The following is a 16,888-nucleotide window of genomic DNA, read 5'->3' as shown; positions in this document are numbered from 1 at the left end:
CATGGCTACCGTTAAAGTAACGCTGATCAAAAGCATGACCGGCCGCATCCCTAACCACAAACTGTGTGTTAAAGGTCTGGGTCTGCGTCGCATCGGTCACACTGTAGAAGTCCTGGATACTCCCGAGAATCGCGGGATGATCAACAAGGCTTACTACATGCTGCGTGTAGAGGGTTAATCGATGAAACTCAATGATCTGAGTCCAGCGCCGGGTTCCCGTCGCGAAAAGCATCGTCCGGGCCGTGGTATCGGTAGCGGTTTGGGTAAGACTGGTGGCCGTGGCCACAAAGGTCAAACCTCCCGCTCCGGTGGCACCATCGCTCCAGGCTTTGAAGGCGGTCAACAGCCGCTGCATCGTCGCCTGCCTAAGTTCGGTTTCGTATCGCTGAAAGCCATGGACCGCGCAGAAGTGCGTCTGTCCGAGCTGGCTAAAGTGGAAGGCGACATCGTTACTGTGCAGACCCTGAAAGATGCCAACGTGATCAACGTCAACGTACAGCGTGTGAAAATCATGCTGTCCGGTGAAGTGACTCGCGCTGTCACTATCGGCAAGGGAATCGGCGCCACCAAAGGTGCGCGTTCGGCTATCGAAGCAGCTGGCGGCAAGTTCGAGGAATAAATGGCTAAGCAAGGTGCTCTCTCAGCGCTCGGCAAAGGCGGTATGTCTGAACTTTGGGCTCGTCTGCGTTTTCTGTTCCTGGCGATTATCGTCTACCGAATAGGCGCACACATCCCGGTTCCAGGTATCAACCCGGACCGACTCGCAGACCTGTTTCGACAGAATGAGGGAACCATTCTTAGCTTGTTCAACATGTTTTCCGGCGGCGCGCTGGAACGGATGAGCATCTTTGCACTGGGGATCATGCCGTACATTTCGGCATCGATCATCATGCAACTGATGACCGCCGTCAGCCCGCAGCTGGAGCAGTTGAAGAAGGAAGGTGAAGCTGGCCGTCGCAAGATTAGCCAGTACACCCGCTACGGCACTGTCGTCCTCGCCCTCGTCCAAGCTATCGGCATGTCCGTTGGCCTGGCTGGGCAGGGCGTTGCGTTCACTGGTGACTTTGGCTTCCATTTCGTCGCGGTATCCACATTTGTGGCTGGTGCGATGTTCATGATGTGGCTGGGTGAGCAGATTACTGAACGTGGTGTTGGTAACGGTATCTCGATGTTGATTTTCGCAGGTATCGTCGCCGGTCTTCCGAGAGCGATTGGGCAGTCTTTCGAGTCTGCACGTCAGGGTGATATCAACATTTTCGCCCTGGTTGCCATCGGTTTGCTGGCAGTAGCGATTATCGGTTTTGTGGTGTTCATTGAGCGTGGTCAGCGTCGTATTGCTGTTCACTACGCCAAGCGTCAGCAGGGCCGTAAGGTCTTTGCTGCGCAGACCAGCCACTTGCCGCTGAAAGTGAATATGGCCGGTGTTATTCCGGCAATTTTCGCGAGCAGCATTTTGCTGTTTCCGGCTTCGTTGGGTACCTGGTTTGGTCAGTCCGAAAATATGGGCTGGCTGCAGGACCTCTCTCAGTCGATCGCTCCTGGTCAGCCGTTGAATATTCTGCTGTTTAGTGCAGGGATTATTTTCTTCTGCTTCTTCTATACGGCGTTGATGTTCAATCCGAAAGACGTAGCGGAAAACCTGAAGAAGTCCGGTGCCTTTATTCCGGGCATCCGTCCAGGTGAGCAGTCTGCACGCTACATTGATGGCGTTCTGACTCGTTTGACCCTGTTCGGTGCTCTATATATGACGGCCGTGTGCTTGTTGCCCCAGTTCCTGGTGGTTGCAGCAAACGTTCCGTTCTACCTTGGCGGGACCTCGTTGCTGATCGTGGTCGTGGTTGTGATGGACTTCATGTCCCAAGTACAATCGCACCTCGTTTCGCACCAGTACGAATCCCTGATGAAGAAAGCCAACCTGAAGGGCTACGGCAGCGGCATGTTGCGCTGAGTACCCCATAAGGTTCGAGGAGTTGGTGATGAAAGTTCGTGCATCGGTGAAAAAGCTGTGCCGTAACTGCAAGATTATTCGCCGCGAAGGTGTTGTTCGAGTAATTTGCAGCGCGGAACCGCGTCACAAACAGCGCCAAGGCTGAGTGTGATCCGCTTGAAGCCCGGCAGCTAGTGCGCTGCCGGGTTGATTATTTGTTATTACAGCGATATTATCTCGCGCCCTATTTCTTGGCTTCCGGGGCGTAGGTAGCTGTCAATTGGAGTCCCACTGAATGGCCCGTATTGCAGGCGTTAACATTCCAGATAACAAGCACACTGTTATCTCGCTGACCTACATCTATGGTGTTGGTCGCACTACTGCGCAGAAAATTTGCGCAGTTGCTGGGGTAAACCCAGCCGCTAAGATCAAGGATCTGAGCGACGAGCAGATTGAACAGCTGCGTGGCGAAGTGGCGAAGTTCACCACTGAAGGTGACCTGCGTCGCGAAATCAACATGAAAATCAAGCGTTTGATGGACCTCGGTTGCTATCGCGGTCTGCGTCATCGTCGTGGTCTTCCAGTACGCGGTCAGCGTACCAAGACTAACGCGCGTACCCGTAAAGGTCCGCGTAAGCCGATCCGCAAGTAATCGCCCCAGCGAATCGACAGGAAAATTATCATGGCAAAACCTGCTGCTCGTCCTCGTAAAAAAGTTAAAAAGACAGTGGTTGATGGCATCGCCCACATCCATGCTTCTTTTAACAACACAATCGTGACCATCACCGACCGTCAAGGTAACGCGCTTTCTTGGGCTACCTCCGGTGGTTCGGGTTTCCGCGGTTCCCGCAAGTCCACCCCGTTTGCTGCTCAAGTAGCTGCTGAACGTGCTGGTCAAGCTGCGCTGGAATATGGCCTGAAAAACCTCGACGTTAACGTCAAGGGTCCAGGTCCAGGTCGTGAGTCTGCTGTCCGTGCTTTGAACGGCTGTGGCTATAAGATCGCCAGCATCACCGACGTGACGCCAATCCCGCACAACGGGTGCCGTCCGCCGAAGAAGCGCCGCGTGTAATCCAGGAGATTGTAAAGAATGGCTCGTTACATTGGTCCAAAATGCAAACTCGCTCGTCGCGAAGGCACCGATCTCTTCCTGAAGAGCGGCGTGCGCGCGATCGAATCGAAGTGCAACATTGAAGCAGCACCTGGTATCCACGGCCAACGCCGCGGTCGCCAGTCCGATTACGGCACCCAACTGCGTGAAAAGCAGAAGGTCCGTCGTATCTACGGCGTTCTCGAGCGTCAGTTCAGCGGCTACTACAAAGAAGCTGCTGGCAAGAAAGGTGCAACCGGTGAAAACCTGCTGCAACTGCTCGAATGCCGTCTGGACAACGTTGTATACCGTATGGGCTTTGGTTCGACTCGTGCCGAATCCCGTCAGCTGGTATCGCACAAGTCGATCAGCGTTAACGGTCAGACCGTAAACGTTCCGTCCTACCAGGTTCGTGCTGGTGACGTGGTCGCAGTTCGCGAGAAAGCAAAAAACCAACTTCGCATTGTCCAAGCTCTCGATCTGTGTGCCCAACGTGGCCGCGTAGAATGGGTAGAAGTAGACACTGAGAAGAAGTCGGGCGTTTTCAAGAACGTTCCTGCTCGCAGTGATCTGTCCGCCGACATCAACGAAAGCCTGATTGTCGAGCTCTACTCCAAGTAAGGGCTAGAAAATAGGTGCATCCATGCAGATTTCGGTAAATGAGTTCCTGACACCCCGCCACATTGATGTGCAGGTTGTCAGTCCAACCCGCGCCAAAATTACTCTCGAGCCTCTCGAGCGTGGTTTTGGCCACACCCTGGGCAACGCGCTGCGCCGCATCCTGTTGTCCTCAATGCCCGGCTGTGCAGTAGTCGAGGCCGAGATTGACGGTGTGCTCCACGAGTACAGCGCCATCGAAGGTGTACAGGAAGACGTAATTGAAATCCTGTTGAACCTTAAAGGTCTGGCTATCAAGCTGCACGGCCGTGACGAAGTTACGCTGACCTTGTCGAAGAAGGGTTCGGGGGTGGTTACCGCTGCCGATATTCAGCTGGATCATGATGTCGAGATCGTTAACCCCGATCACGTAATCGCTAACCTGGCGTCTAACGGCGCCCTGAACATGAAGCTCACCGTAGCTCGTGGTCGTGGTTATGAACCGGCCGACTCGCGTCAGAGCGATGAAGACGAAAGCCGCAGCATTGGTCGCTTGCAGCTTGACTCTTCGTTCAGCCCGGTTCGCCGTATCGCATACGTGGTGGAAAACGCCCGTGTCGAGCAGCGTACTAACCTGGACAAGCTGGTTATTGATCTGGAAACCAACGGTACTCTGGATCCTGAAGAGGCTATCCGCCGCGCTGCAACCATCCTGCAACAGCAGTTGGCTGCGTTCGTCGACCTCAAAGGTGACAGCGAACCAGTGGTAATCGAGCAGGAAGACGAGATCGATCCGATCCTGCTTCGCCCGGTTGACGATCTGGAACTGACTGTACGTTCGGCTAACTGCCTTAAGGCGGAAAACATTTACTACATCGGCGACCTGATTCAGCGTACCGAAGTAGAACTGTTGAAGACTCCGAACCTGGGCAAGAAATCCTTGACTGAAATCAAGGACGTTCTGGCCTCCCGCGGTCTGTCCCTCGGCATGCGCCTCGACAACTGGCCGCCTGCAAGTCTTAAGAAGGACGACAAGGCGACTGCCTGATCGTCGTAATCACCGAACGTGAGTTTGGTAAGGAATGAACCATGCGTCATCGTAAAAGTGGTCGTCACCTGAGCCGTACCAGCTCGCACCGCAAGGCCATGTTTCAAAACATGGCGGTGTCGCTGTTCGAGCACGAGCTGATCAAAACTACACTGCCGAAAGCTAAAGAACTGCGTCGCGTTGCTGAGCCGCTGATCACTTTGGCCAAGACAGACAGCCTGGCTAACCGCCGTCTGGCTTTCGACCGTACTCGTTCGAAAGCTATCGTTGGTAAGCTCTTCAACGACCTGGGCAAGCGTTACGCTACCCGTGAGGGTGGCTACCTGCGCATCCTCAAGTGCGGTTTCCGCGCTGGCGACAACGCGCCTATGGCGTACGTCGAGTTGGTTGATCGTGCTACTGCCGGCGAAGCTGTAAGCGCCGAGTAAGACGACAAGCTGTAACGAAGAACCGGGCCTAGTGCCCGGTTTTTTGTGCCCGTAATAAAAGCGTGTTCGATACAAGCTTCCAAAGATTGTGCTTGGCACTATGGGGGTTGGAGTGTTCGGTAGAAAATATCTATTGATGCCTACAATTTAATGAATTTGTAGACGTCATATTGATGATCAATACTCCTCCCAAGCCGATTAGCCGGCAGTTCCAAGTCCGACCTGAGGGAAATTGAGCATGAGCCAGAATAAAATCCTTACCACCGCCAGCGGCGCCCCCGTTGCGGACAACCAGAATTCACGTTCCGCAGGCCCACGCGGCCCGTTGCTGCTCGACGATTTTCATCTGATCGAGAAGCTCGCTCACTTCAACCGTGAAAATATCCCTGAGCGCCGTGTGCACGCCAAGGGTTCGGGTGCCTACGGCACTTTCACGGTCACCCGAGATATTACGCAGTACACCAGCGCCAAGCTGTTCGAGTCGGTGGGCAAGCAAACCCCTACCTTCCTGCGTTTTTCCACCGTAGGCGGCGAGCGTGGTTCGGCAGATACCGAGCGCGACCCACGTGGTTTCGCCTTGAAGTTCTATACCGAAGAAGGCAATTGGGACATCGTGGGTAACAACACCCCGGTGTTCTTCATTCGCGACCCTCTGAAGTTTCCAGACTTCATCCACACTCAGAAGCGCTTGCCGCAAAGCAACCTGAAAAGCGCACAAATGATGTGGGATTTCTGGTCGCACTCTCCAGAGGCGCTGCACCAGGTCACCATCCTGTTTTCGGACCGTGGCATCCCTGATGGCTACCGTCACATGCACGGCTTCGGCAGTCACACCTACAGCCTGATTAACACCAAGGGCGAGCGTCACTGGGTCAAGTGGCACTACAAGACCAAGCAGGGCATCAAGAACCTGGCGCCGGCTGAAGCTGCTCGCCTGGCCGGTACTGACCCTGATTACGCCCAGCGCGATTTGTTTGGCGCGATCGAGCGCGGTGATTTCCCGAAATGGCGCGTCTGCATCCAGATCATGACCGAGGCCCAGGCCAACGCTCATTACGAGAACCCTTTCGATGTGACCAAAACCTGGTCGCAGAAGGAATTCCCGCTGATCGAAGTCGGTGAGCTGGAGCTGAACCGTAACCCGCAGAACTACTTTGCTGAAGTTGAGCAAGCCGCATTCGGCCCAAGCAACATGGTTCCAGGCGTCGGCCTGTCGCCAGACCGCATGCTTCAAGGTCGTGTGTTCGCTTACGCCGATGCCCACCGCTATCGCGTTGGCACCAATCACCAGCAACTGCCGGTGAATGCCCCGCGTAACCAGGTGAATAGCTACCAGCGTGATGGTTCGATGGCCTTTGGTAGCAACGGCGGCGCAGCGCCTAACTACGAGCCAAACAGCTACGCCGATGCACCAAAGCAAGCACCCCAGTATGCGGAGCCTGCACTGGCCCTGAGTGGCGCGGCTGACCGTTACGATCACCGTGAAGACACCGATTACTACAGCCACGCCGGTGCGCTGTTCCGCCTGATGAACGATGAGCAGAAAGCTTTGCTCACCAACAACATCGCCGGCGCGATGGGTGGCGTTTCCAGTGATGTGGTTCAACGTCAACTGCAGCACTTCTACAAGGCCGATCCGGCTTATGGAGAAGCAATCGCAAAGGCGCTGGGTGTATCGCTTAACTGACTCTAAACGATAAGCAGAACCGCCCTCATTTGGGCGGTTTTTGCGTTATTTCAGCTACTTTTCTCCGAAAAACATCACTTTTCTGCCGTTGATCCCGTGACCTTCAAGTCATCATGGTTCAAACTACAGACTTTCAAGCAGGGAGATGTAGGGCGATGCAAGGTCACCCCGACGTAATCGATTACCTCAACACGTTGCTGACGGGCGAACTGGCTGCTCGTGACCAATATTTCATCCATTCGCGCATGTACGAAGACTGGGGCTTTACCGAGCTCTACGAACGTATCAACCACGAGATGGAAGAAGAGGCACAGCACGCCGACGCACTGATGCGCCGTATCCTCATGCTCGAAGGCACGCCGCGTATGCGTCCGGATGACCTGGATGTGGGCACCACAGTCCCTGACATGCTCGCTGCCGACCTGCGCCTCGAGTACAAGGTCCGTGCCGCGCTCTGCAAGGGCATTGAGCTCTGTGAGCAGCACAGCGACTTCGTCACCCGTGAAATCCTGCGGGTGCAGTTGAACGACACAGAAGAAGATCACACCTACTGGCTGGAAAAGCAGTTGGGCCTGATCAAGCTGATTGGTCTGGAAAACTACCTGCAATCGCAGTTCTGATTCCCGGCTACAAAAAAGCCCCTGTCACCGTAAAGTGACAGGGGCTTTTCATTGGGCCCGAAAAAGTCAGGCCCGGTCGCGTTCCAGCAATGGTTTCAAGTAGTAACCGGTGTGCGACTGCGGCATTTCGGAAACCTGCTCCGGCGTGCCCACGGCAATGATCTGGCCACCTTTGGATCCGCCTTCCGGCCCAAGGTCCACCAGCCAATCGGCCGTCTTGATCACATCAAGGTTGTGCTCGATCACCACCACGGTGTTGCCGTGGTCGCGCAGGCGGTGCAGCACGTCCAACAGTTGCTGGATATCCGCGAAGTGCAGGCCGGTGGTCGGCTCATCGAGGATATACAGGGTCTTGCCCGTATCGCGCTTGGACAGCTCGCGAGACAACTTCACCCGCTGCGCCTCACCCCCCGACAGCGTAGTCGCTGACTGGCCCAGTTTGATGTAGGACAAGCCCACGTCCATCAGTGTTTGCAGCTTGCGCGCCAACGCCGGGACCGCGTCGAAGAACACCCGTGCTTCCTCGATGGTCATCTCCAGGGTTTCGTGGATGCTCTTGCCCTTGTATTTGATCTCCAGGGTTTCGCGGTTGTAGCGCTTGCTCTTGCACACATCGCACGGCACGTAGATGTCCGGGAGAAAGTGCATTTCCACCTTGATCAAGCCATCGCCCTGGCACGCTTCACAGCGCCCGCCCTTGACGTTGAACGAGAACCGGCCTGGCCCGTAACCCCGTGAGCGGGATTCCGGAACCCCGGCAAACAACTCACGAATAGGCGTAAACAAACCGGTGTAGGTCGCCGGGTTGGAACGTGGCGTCCGGCCAATCGGGCTCTGGTCGATATCGACCACCTTGTCCAGATGTTCCAGGCCTTTGATGCTGTCGTGCGCCGCTGCTTCCAAGGTGGTCGCGCCGTTCAGGGCGGTGGCACTCAAGGGGAACAGCGTGTTGTTGATCAGCGTCGATTTCCCCGAGCCGGAAACACCCGTCACACAGGTCAGCAAGCCCAGTGGGATTTCCAGGTCGACATTGCGCAAGTTGTTACCGCGTGCGCCCTTGAGGTGCAGCGCCAGCTTCTTGTTACGAGGTGTGCGTTTGGCCGGCACCTCGATCTTCACACGGCCAGATAAGTACTTACCGGTCAGCGAATCCGGGTGCGCCATGACTTCAGCCGGCGTGCCTTCAGCGACAATGTGCCCGCCATGCACGCCGGCGCCCGGGCCGATATCGACCACATAATCCGCCAGGCGAATCGCATCTTCATCGTGTTCGACCACGATAACCGTGTTGCCGATGTCCCGCAGGTGTTTCAAGGTGCCTAGCAGGCGATCATTGTCGCGCTGGTGCAAGCCAATCGACGGCTCATCGAGGATGTACAACACACCCACAAGACCCGCACCAATCTGGCTGGCCAGGCGAATCCGCTGGGCTTCACCGCCGGACAGGGTATCGGCGCTGCGATCCAACGACAGATAGTCCAGGCCCACGTTGACCAGGAACTGCAACCGCTCGCGAATTTCCTTGAGAATCTTGTCGGCGATCTCCCCGCGGCGACCGGTCAGCTTGAGCACACCAAAGTACTCGCAGGCATCCCCGATCGGCAGGTTGGTCACCGCCGGCAAGGTCTTCTCGCCCACCCACACATGCCGCGCCTCACGACGCAGGCGAGTGCCGCGGCAATCCGGGCAAGGTTGGGTGCTGAGGAACTTCGCCAACTCTTCACGCACGCTCGCCGATTCGGTCTCGCGGTAGCGACGCTCCAGGTTCGGCACAATGCCTTCGAACGGGTGGGAGCGCTTGACGATGTCGCCACGGTCGTTCAGGTATTTGAAGTCGACGTTCTGCGAGCCGCTGCCGTGCAGGATGACCTTCTGCTGATCCGCCGGCAGTTGGTTGAACGGCACTTCCAGGCTGAACTTGTAGTGCGACGCCAACGACCCGAGCATCTGGAAGTAGTAGACGTTGCGCCGGTCCCAGCCGCGTATCGCCCCCTCCGCCAGCGTCAGGTCACCGTTGACCAGGCGCTTGATGTCGAAAAACTGCTTCACGCCCAGGCCATCGCAAGTCGGGCAGGCGCCGGCCGGGTTGTTGAAGGAAAACAGCTTGGGTTCCAGTTCGCTGATGGCATGGCCGCAGATCGGGCAGGCAAAGCGCGCGGAGAAGATGATCTCTTCGCCCGGCTCGTCGTCCATCGGCGCCACCAAGGCGATGCCGTCGGCCAGCTTCAACGCTGTTTCGAAGGATTCCGCCAGGCGTTGTTGCAGGTCGGCGCGCACCTTGAAGCGGTCGACGACCACGTCAATCGAGTGCTTCTTCTGTTTGTCGAGCTTCGGCGCTTCGTCCAGCTCATAGAGCTTGCCGTTGATGCGCGCGCGCACAAAACCCTGGGCCCGCAGCTCTTCGAAGACGGAAAGGTGTTCACCCTTGCGCTCGCGGATCACCGGCGCCAGCAGCATCAGCTTGGCGCCTTCCGGCTGGGCCAGCACCAGGTCGACCATCTGGCTGACGGTCTGGGCTTCCAGGGGAATGTCGTGGTCCGGGCAACGCGGAATACCCACGCGTGCGTACAGCAGGCGCAGGTAATCGTAGATTTCGGTAATGGTGCCCACGGTGGAGCGCGGGTTATGGGAGGTCGACTTCTGCTCGATGGAGATTGCCGGCGACAGGCCTTCAATGGTGTCGACGTCGGGTTTTTCCATCATCGACAGGAACTGGCGGGCATAGGCCGACAGCGACTCCACATAGCGACGCTGGCCTTCGGCATACAGCGTGTCGAACGCCAGGGACGATTTGCCGGACCCGGACAAGCCGGTGATGACGATCAGTTTGTCCCGGGGCAGGGTCAGGTCGATGTTCTTCAGGTTGTGGGTTCTAGCCCCACGAATCAGGATCTTGTCCAAGATGGCCTCGCACGGCGGGCGTAAATAATGCCGGAGTATACGGCTAAAGACTGGATGAATATACACTGTCAAAAGGCCGCTTGCAGCCTTAGATGAAAGCTGCGCGGCAAACCGCCGCATATACCCTCTCAATCGATGGGACTGGTAGAATCGCCGCCGGTTCACACGAGGTTTTTCCATGCACGATCCCCACAGCGAACGCATGAGTAGCGGCGAGACCCGAGCGGCAAGCGGTCTGGCCCTGGTGTTCGCCTTCCGTATGCTGGGCATGTTTATGGTGTTGCCGGTGCTGGCGACCTATGGGATGGATCTCGCAGGCGCGACCCCCGCATTGATCGGCCTGGCCATTGGTGCCTATGGCCTGACCCAGGCGATTTTCCAGATTCCCTTCGGGATCATTTCCGACCGTATTGGCCGCCGCCCGGTCATCTACCTCGGGCTGGTCGTGTTCGCCCTCGGCAGTGTGCTCGCGGCTCAGTCCGATTCCATCTGGGGCGTGATTGCCGGACGTATCCTACAAGGCGCCGGCGCGATTTCCGCGGCGGTGATGGCCTTGCTGTCGGACCTGACCCGCGAACAACACCGCACCAAGGCCATGGCCATGATCGGCATGACTATCGGCCTGTCGTTTGCAGTGGCCATGGTGGTCGGTCCCTTGCTGACCCGTGCGTTCGGCTTGCATGGACTGTTCCTCGCCACCGGCGGCATGGCGCTGTTCGGCATCGTGATCGTGGCCTTCATGGTGCCGCGCTCCACCGGCACATTGCAGCATCGCGAGTCGGGCGTCGCACGCAAGGCGCTCTTGCCGACGCTCAAGCATCCGGATCTGCTGCGCCTGGATTTAGGTATCTTCGTATTACACGCGATGCTGATGTGCAGCTTCGTCGCCTTGCCCCTGGCCTTGGTGGAAAAAGCCGGCCTGCCCAAGGAACAGCACTGGTGGGTCTACCTCACTGCACTGTTGATTTCGTTCTTCGCCATGATCCCGTTCATCATCTATGGCGAGAAAAAACGCAAAATGAAACGAATCCTGCTCGGCGCCGTCACGACGCTGATGCTCACTGAGCTATTCTTCTGGCAGTTCGGCGACAGCCTGCGGGCGCTGGTAATCGGCACGGTGGTGTTTTTCACCGCGTTCAACCTGCTGGAGGCTTCATTGCCTTCGCTGATCAGTAAAGTTTCACCGGCTGGCGGCAAGGGCACGGCGATGGGGGTGTATTCCACCAGCCAGTTCCTCGGTTCTGCACTGGGCGGCATCATGGGGGGCTGGATGTTCCAGCATGGCGGTTTGTCGGTTGTCTTCCTCGGATGCGCCGGGCTGGCTGCACTTTGGCTGGCCTTTGCTGTTACCATGCGCGAACCTCCCTACGTCACAAGTCTGCGTTTGCCGCTATCGCCTGAGGCGATCCGTGAAAGCGGTCTGGTAGAGCGCCTCAAGGCAGTCGTAGGGGTAACAGATGCAGTCGTGGTCGCGGAAGAGGCGGCCATTTACATCAAATTGGACACCGAATTATTGGATCGCGCGACGCTCGAGCAACTGGTCAACCCAGTGCCGACAGCGCGCCCAGCCTAGGAGAACGTTATGGCCCGTGGGGTTAACAAAGTCATATTGGTCGGTACGTGCGGCCAGGATCCCGAAGTTCGCTACTTGCCTAACGGTAACGCCGTGACCAACCTGAGTCTGGCGACCAGCGAACAGTGGACCGACAAGCAGACTGGCCAGAAGGTCGAGAAAACCGAATGGCACCGTGTGTCGATGTTCGGCAAGGTCGCTGAGATTGCTGGTGAATACCTGCGCAAAGGTTCGCAGGTCTACATCGAAGGCAAGCTGCAGACCCGCGAGTGGGAAAAAGACGGCATCAAGCGTTACACCACCGAAATCGTGGTCGATATGCAAGGCACCATGCAACTGCTGGGCGGTCGTCCACAGGGCGACCAACAGGGCCAGGGCGGCATGTCCAACTCGGCACCGCGTCCACAGCAGTCCCGTCCACAGCCAAGCCAGCAGCCACAGCGTGAGTCGCGTCCAGCGCCACAACAGGCTGCTCCGCAACCGGCTGCGGATTTCGACAGCTTTGATGACGATATCCCGTTCTAGGATACGGCTCCAAGTTGTAGAGTGTTTCCCGAAAAGCCCCTGAGCCTCGCTCCAGGGGCTTTTTGTTGACCCCCGCACGCGCACGCGTGCCAAACATTCATGGACGAACCTGTGTCTAACCGCCTTCTCTCATGCCTATTGAGCACCGTTCTACTCACCGGCTGCACTGCACTCCAGGCCAGCCCGAAGCCCGCCGCTTCCCTCGCTGACGACAAAAGCCAGATTATCGGCCTCTGGGCCATGCAGGCGTTGAACGAAGGGCAAACGACGGTGGCTGACTTCACGCCCGACGGCCAACTGGTGCTGCACGCATTCGATTGCGTAAAGGCCAGCCAGAGTCCGCCCGATGTGATGGGCTATTCCGTGACGGACGATGGTCAGGTGATCAACATGATATTGCCGTCCAAAACCCTCGAACTGAAGGTGCTGGTCTTCTCCCCTGAGTTCATGCAGTTCACCAGCCGGACCGATGGGATGACGATCAGGTACGACTTTGAAAAAGTCGACACGATAGACTCAGTCTGCGAACGCTACCCGGCGCTCAAGGCTGAACAGGCCCGCATCAGACCCTACGCGGCCAGCGATTTCGTGGCCGCCCCAGCCATTCCCGAACATCCGGGCATGGAGCGCTACGCCGGCACATGGGGCTCCGACAATGTATTGATGGTCACCATCGCACGGGATGCCAGCGGTGGCTTTTACCTGAGCACACCCAGCGACCAGAACTGGCATTACCTTTATAACGACGTCCGCTGGGTGGGCGATGTGCTGCACTTCCAGCGTTACACCTATTCGGACAATGAAGCGATGTTCCGCTCTCCCAAACACCGGCTGCAGACCCCGACCAGCCTTGAGCCGATGCCCAATGGCCGCCTGCGTGAGGATTTCATCCTCAATGGCGATCCCTACATGAGCACGCTGACACGGATGAAATAACGCGGCGCTCAAGGGGTGATCAGGCGTCCGCAACGGCCGCCGTCACCACCATATCCTTGAACCGGCGTAACACCGCCGAACCGTCATCGATCCGCGTCGCCAAATGCAGCGGTGCCACCAGGCTGCGGCACTCCGTCAATTCCCGATACACGATGCCGTCCCCGCGCAACCGCTGCATCGACGCCGGCACGATGGACACGCCAAGTCCCGCCGCCACCAGGCTCAATGTCGCGGTCATGCGTGGGGCTTCCTGCACCACTTGCGGGCTGAACCCAGCTTCGCGGCACGCCACCAGGATTGCGTCATACAACCCCAGCCCCACGCGGCGGCGATAAAGCACGAAAGATTCGGTCGCCAGTGCTTTCAAGGGCAGGGGAGAGCTTGCATCAAGCGCCAGCGGATGATCGGTGGGCAGCGCCAGCAGCATCGGTTCCACCAGGATGGGTTCGTCCTGCAGCGACTGTGTCCCGCTGAGAGGCGAGCGGATAAACGCCGCGTCGAGTTTTTCGTGCACCAACGCATCCAGCAGCTCGCCGGTGCCGGCTTCCTCTAGCACGACTGTTACGCCGACGAAGGTTTCGCGAAACAGCCGCAGCACACTCGGTACAAAAGGATGCAAGGCAGCCGAACTCGTAAAGCCGATGGCCAGGCGGCCACGTTCACCGCGTGCGGCACGGCGGACTACATCCGCGACGCCTTCAGCCTGTGCGAGGATTTCCCGCGCCTCATCCAGCAACGCGAGCCCGGCGGTGGTGGGGCGAACGCCACGGGGCAGGCGCTCCATCAACACCACGCCCAATTCGGCCTCAAGGCTTTGCAACATCCGCGTCAACGGTGGCTGTTGCATGCCCAGGCGTTCAGCCGCGCGGGTGATGTAGCCTTCTTCTGCGATGGCAACGAAGGCCTTGAGTTGGCGAAGCTCCAGCATAGGAATACTTTTCAGGTATGGGAGGGCTTCAATCCTGGCATTTGTTCTCATGGCTCACAAGATTTAGGCTGTGGCCAACCTCAAAAAGAAGGAAAGCCGTGATGACCTGGTCAGCCAAGCAATACACGATGTTCGAACAGCAGCGCACTCGTCCCGTCCGTGACCTGGTCGCGGCCATTGCGAATACTGAGGTGCGCAACGCCGTCGACCTGGGCTGCGGCCCCGGCAACTCCACCGAAGTGCTGGCCGAGCGCTTCCCGCAGGCACACGTCACCGGCATGGACAGCTCCGATGACATGTTGGTGGACGCCCGCAAACGGCTGCCGGCGTTGAACTTTGAACTGGCGGATATCGGTGACTGGAAACCTGCGCGAACCTTCGATGTGATCCTGGCCAATGCATCCCTGCAGTGGCTGCCGGATCACGCCACGCTTTATCCGCACCTGGTCCAACAACTGACGCCGGGTGGCACGCTGGCGGTGCAAACCCCGGACAATCTCGATGAGCCCGCCCACCGGCTTGCCCGCGAAGTCGCGGCAGAGGGGCCGTGGTCGGGCAAGATCGCTGCGGTCAAACATAACGAGCGCCACACCGCGAGCTACTACTACGAACTGCTGAGCAAACATTGCAGTACCGTCGATGTATGGCGCACCACCTATCAGCACCCATTGGCGGATCACGCGGCGGTGGTGGAGTGGTTCAAGGCGTCGGCGCTGAGGCCGTTCCTCGCGCCTTTGACCGACAGCGAAAAAGCCGCTTTCCTACAGGAATACCAAGCGCGAATTATTAAGGCCTATCCCGCCTTGGCTGATGGCACGGTGTTGCTGCCGTTTCCGCGCCTGTTCATCATCGCGACTCGCTAACGCTAAAGAACCAAGTGGCGGTCAAGCCGCCGCTTGTGCCTTCAAGTACTCATCCGCCGACACCACACCCGCATACCCAAACGCCAGCGAGGCCATGTACGCCCCATGCACCTGCGCCGCTGGAATCACCTGCCCATTGAATTCCAGGTCCCGCGTGGCACACGCGTCATGAATCACCGTGACCTTGTAGCCCAGGTCCGCCGCCGCCCGCACCACAGCGTCGATACACATATGGCTCATGCTGCCGACCACCACCAGGTCGGTAATGCTGCGTTGCTCCAGCAGTTCGCGCAGCCGGGTTTCGCGAAACGCATTCACAAAGTGTTTAAGCACCACCGGCTCATTGCCTTCGTTCAGCACTTTGCTGTGCAGATGCGCACCCTCGGAGCCCGGTGTGAAGAACGGCGCGTCCTCGGAGGTGAACTCATGGCGAACATGAATCACCGCATCGCCCGCCTGGCGAAACGCCTGCAGCACTTGCGCGGCCTTGTCTGCCGCGGCGTCGACGCCGTCGAGTGGCCACTTGCCCTGAGGGAAGTAGTCGTTCTGGATATCGATTAGGATGAGCGCTTGCTTGGCCATGTGTGTTGCCTCGTGATGGGTTGATGGGCCCAGTATCTTAGCTGGCGCCTTCACCGGGGATTGGCTGCACCGACAATAACAGGGGGAAAACTGACAATGGTGGTCGTCGAGCTGGGCGTGTTGATCTACCAAGGTGCGCAGTTGGCGGCCGTGCATGGCTTGACCGACCTGTTCGGCGTGGCCAACCGCATCGCCGCCGAACATCAGTCCGCGCAATTGCCGTTGCTGCGGGTCAGCCATTGGCAGGTGGATCTTACCGGCAAACCGGCGCGCGTATTCAGCAGCCATCCTGGCTCCGAGCAACCGATGATGGCTGTGCTGGTGCCACCGTCGATTGGTGAGTTTACCGAGGAGCAGGCGCCCCCCCCGCTATTGGAGTGGATTCGCCAGCAACACGCGGCAGGTACTGTGCTGGGCGGTGTATGCATTGGCTCTATCATGCTGGCGCGCAGCGGGTTGCTCGACGGACGCAGTGCCACAACGCATTGGTCTTCCGCCAAATCCTTCGCCGCCCGTTACCCGGCGGTGCGCCTGGAGGCGGATAAACCCATTGTTGATGACGGCGACTTGATCACCACCGCCGGCTTGATGGCCTGGTCCGAACTCGGCCTGCGCCTGGTCGACCGCCTGATGGGCCCGAGCATCGCGGCCGATACCGCGCGTTTCCTGGTGATCGAGCACAGTGACAGCGCCAGCCAATGCGGCAGTAACTTCGCGCCGATTCTCGGCCACGGCGACGCGGCCATCCTCAAGGTTCAGCACGGGTTGCAGGCCAGCGGCGCGGTGGATGTATCCCTGGCGGCGATGGCTCGGGAGGCCGGTTTGGAAGAGCGCACCTTCCTACGGCGCTTTCGCACCGCCACCGGTTTGAAGCCCACCGAGTACTGTCAGCATCTGCGGGTGGGCAAGGCGCGGCAGATGCTGGAGTTCACCAACGGCACCATCGACCATATCGCCTGGACCGTCGGCTACCAGGACCCGAGTGCCTTTCGCGCCATCTTCAAGAAGATCACCGGCCTGACGCCCAGCGATTATCGCAGCCGTTTCGGCGTGTGAATCGTGCAGAACGCCGCCGCGTTATCGGGTCGTCGTGCAGAATAAAACAGGCCATCTGCCATCGGTTTTCCGGCAACCGATTGATTTGAATGCAATCCCGTCCGAACGCGCCTTGGCCTGATCTCTG

The 16,888-nt window shown here is 58.2% G+C and carries 19 protein-coding genes; 16 read left to right on the top strand and 3 right to left on the bottom strand.

Going from position 1 to position 16,888, the window contains the following annotated elements; all coding sequences use genetic code 11:
• The first annotated feature begins 1 nt into the window (after window position 1).
• The 11 genes from rpmD to bfr all read left to right on the top strand — a co-directional run bounded on the left by rpmD (window position 2) and on the right by bfr (window position 7,397).
• Entirely contained in the window at window positions 2-178 is a 177-nt protein-coding gene (rpmD, locus tag OZ428_RS29900; protein ID WP_003186033.1) for a 50S ribosomal protein L30, read from the top strand.
• 3 nt (window positions 179-181) lie between these two features.
• Window positions 182-619 (top strand): 50S ribosomal protein L15, encoded by a 438-nt coding sequence (gene rplO / locus OZ428_RS29895; RefSeq protein ID WP_003176407.1) that lies wholly within the window; start codon window positions 182-184, stop codon window positions 617-619.
• Entirely contained in the window at window positions 620-1,948 is a 1,329-nt protein-coding gene (gene secY, locus OZ428_RS29890) for a preprotein translocase subunit SecY (protein WP_003194637.1), read from the top strand.
• 28 nt (window positions 1,949-1,976) lie between these two features.
• Complete coding sequence (gene rpmJ, locus OZ428_RS29885) at window positions 1,977-2,093, top strand: 50S ribosomal protein L36 (protein WP_002555468.1); 117 nt, start codon at window positions 1,977-1,979, stop codon at window positions 2,091-2,093.
• Between the two features lie 129 nt (window positions 2,094-2,222).
• Window positions 2,223-2,579 (top strand): 30S ribosomal protein S13, encoded by a 357-nt coding sequence (gene rpsM, locus OZ428_RS29880; protein WP_003194635.1) that lies wholly within the window; start codon window positions 2,223-2,225, stop codon window positions 2,577-2,579.
• A gap of 30 nt (window positions 2,580-2,609) precedes the next feature.
• Complete coding sequence (rpsK, locus tag OZ428_RS29875) at window positions 2,610-2,999, top strand: 30S ribosomal protein S11 (RefSeq protein WP_002555466.1); 390 nt, start codon at window positions 2,610-2,612, stop codon at window positions 2,997-2,999.
• A gap of 18 nt (window positions 3,000-3,017) precedes the next feature.
• Window positions 3,018-3,638, top strand: coding sequence for a 30S ribosomal protein S4 (gene rpsD / locus OZ428_RS29870; RefSeq protein WP_003176404.1), 621 nt, complete (start codon window positions 3,018-3,020; stop codon window positions 3,636-3,638).
• Between the two features lie 22 nt (window positions 3,639-3,660).
• Window positions 3,661-4,662 (top strand): DNA-directed RNA polymerase subunit alpha, encoded by a 1,002-nt coding sequence (locus OZ428_RS29865; RefSeq protein WP_003176403.1) that lies wholly within the window; start codon window positions 3,661-3,663, stop codon window positions 4,660-4,662.
• A gap of 41 nt (window positions 4,663-4,703) precedes the next feature.
• Entirely contained in the window at window positions 4,704-5,090 is a 387-nt protein-coding gene (gene rplQ / locus OZ428_RS29860; protein ID WP_003176402.1) for a 50S ribosomal protein L17, read from the top strand.
• Window positions 5,091-5,328: 238 nt separating this feature from the next.
• The gene (locus OZ428_RS29855) at window positions 5,329-6,777 is read left to right on the top strand and encodes a catalase (protein ID WP_269132145.1); all 1,449 of its coding nucleotides are present in this window, start codon (window positions 5,329-5,331) and stop codon (window positions 6,775-6,777) included.
• 155 nt (window positions 6,778-6,932) lie between these two features.
• Window positions 6,933-7,397 (top strand): bacterioferritin, encoded by a 465-nt coding sequence (bfr, locus tag OZ428_RS29850; protein WP_033900044.1) that lies wholly within the window; start codon window positions 6,933-6,935, stop codon window positions 7,395-7,397.
• Window positions 7,398-7,463: 66 nt separating this feature from the next.
• Here bfr and uvrA read toward each other — a convergent pair whose 3' ends face one another.
• Window positions 7,464-10,298, bottom strand: coding sequence for an excinuclease ABC subunit UvrA (gene uvrA, locus OZ428_RS29845; RefSeq protein WP_033900046.1), 2,835 nt, complete (start codon window positions 10,296-10,298; stop codon window positions 7,464-7,466).
• Window positions 10,299-10,476: 178 nt separating this feature from the next.
• On the opposite strand from uvrA, the gene OZ428_RS29840 reads away from it, so the two are divergent.
• From OZ428_RS29840 to OZ428_RS29830, 3 genes are all read left to right on the top strand, one after another.
• On the top strand, window positions 10,477-11,871 hold the full coding sequence (locus OZ428_RS29840) for an MFS transporter (RefSeq protein ID WP_269132143.1): 1,395 nt from the start codon (window positions 10,477-10,479) through the stop codon (window positions 11,869-11,871).
• A 9-nt stretch (window positions 11,872-11,880) separates the two neighbouring features.
• Window positions 11,881-12,396 (top strand): single-stranded DNA-binding protein, encoded by a 516-nt coding sequence (locus OZ428_RS29835; protein ID WP_017849542.1) that lies wholly within the window; start codon window positions 11,881-11,883, stop codon window positions 12,394-12,396.
• Between the two features lie 111 nt (window positions 12,397-12,507).
• Complete coding sequence (locus tag OZ428_RS29830) at window positions 12,508-13,332, top strand: hypothetical protein (RefSeq protein ID WP_269132141.1); 825 nt, start codon at window positions 12,508-12,510, stop codon at window positions 13,330-13,332.
• A gap of 19 nt (window positions 13,333-13,351) precedes the next feature.
• On the opposite strand, the gene OZ428_RS29825 is transcribed toward OZ428_RS29830, so the two are convergent.
• On the bottom strand, window positions 13,352-14,260 hold the full coding sequence (locus tag OZ428_RS29825) for a LysR family transcriptional regulator (RefSeq protein WP_269132140.1): 909 nt from the start codon (window positions 14,258-14,260) through the stop codon (window positions 13,352-13,354).
• 101 nt (window positions 14,261-14,361) lie between these two features.
• Between OZ428_RS29825 and tam the strand changes: the two genes are divergently transcribed.
• Window positions 14,362-15,123, top strand: coding sequence for a trans-aconitate 2-methyltransferase (gene tam, locus OZ428_RS29820; protein WP_269132139.1), 762 nt, complete (start codon window positions 14,362-14,364; stop codon window positions 15,121-15,123).
• Window positions 15,124-15,144: 21 nt separating this feature from the next.
• Here tam and OZ428_RS29815 read toward each other — a convergent pair whose 3' ends face one another.
• Window positions 15,145-15,705 (bottom strand): cysteine hydrolase family protein, encoded by a 561-nt coding sequence (locus OZ428_RS29815; RefSeq protein ID WP_033897983.1) that lies wholly within the window; start codon window positions 15,703-15,705, stop codon window positions 15,145-15,147.
• 96 nt (window positions 15,706-15,801) lie between these two features.
• Here OZ428_RS29815 and OZ428_RS29810 point away from each other — a divergent pair, with 96 nt between their 5' ends.
• Window positions 15,802-16,761, top strand: coding sequence for a GlxA family transcriptional regulator (locus tag OZ428_RS29810; protein WP_269132138.1), 960 nt, complete (start codon window positions 15,802-15,804; stop codon window positions 16,759-16,761).
• The last annotated feature ends 127 nt before the right edge of the window (window positions 16,762-16,888 follow it).

This window comes from Pseudomonas sp. GXZC (genome assembly GCF_026967615.1).
Taxonomy (GTDB): domain Bacteria; phylum Pseudomonadota; class Gammaproteobacteria; order Pseudomonadales; family Pseudomonadaceae; genus Aquipseudomonas; species Aquipseudomonas azotoformans_A.
The sequence above is the reverse complement of the archived record's forward strand: the minus strand, read 5'-3'. Positions and strand labels throughout refer to the sequence as shown.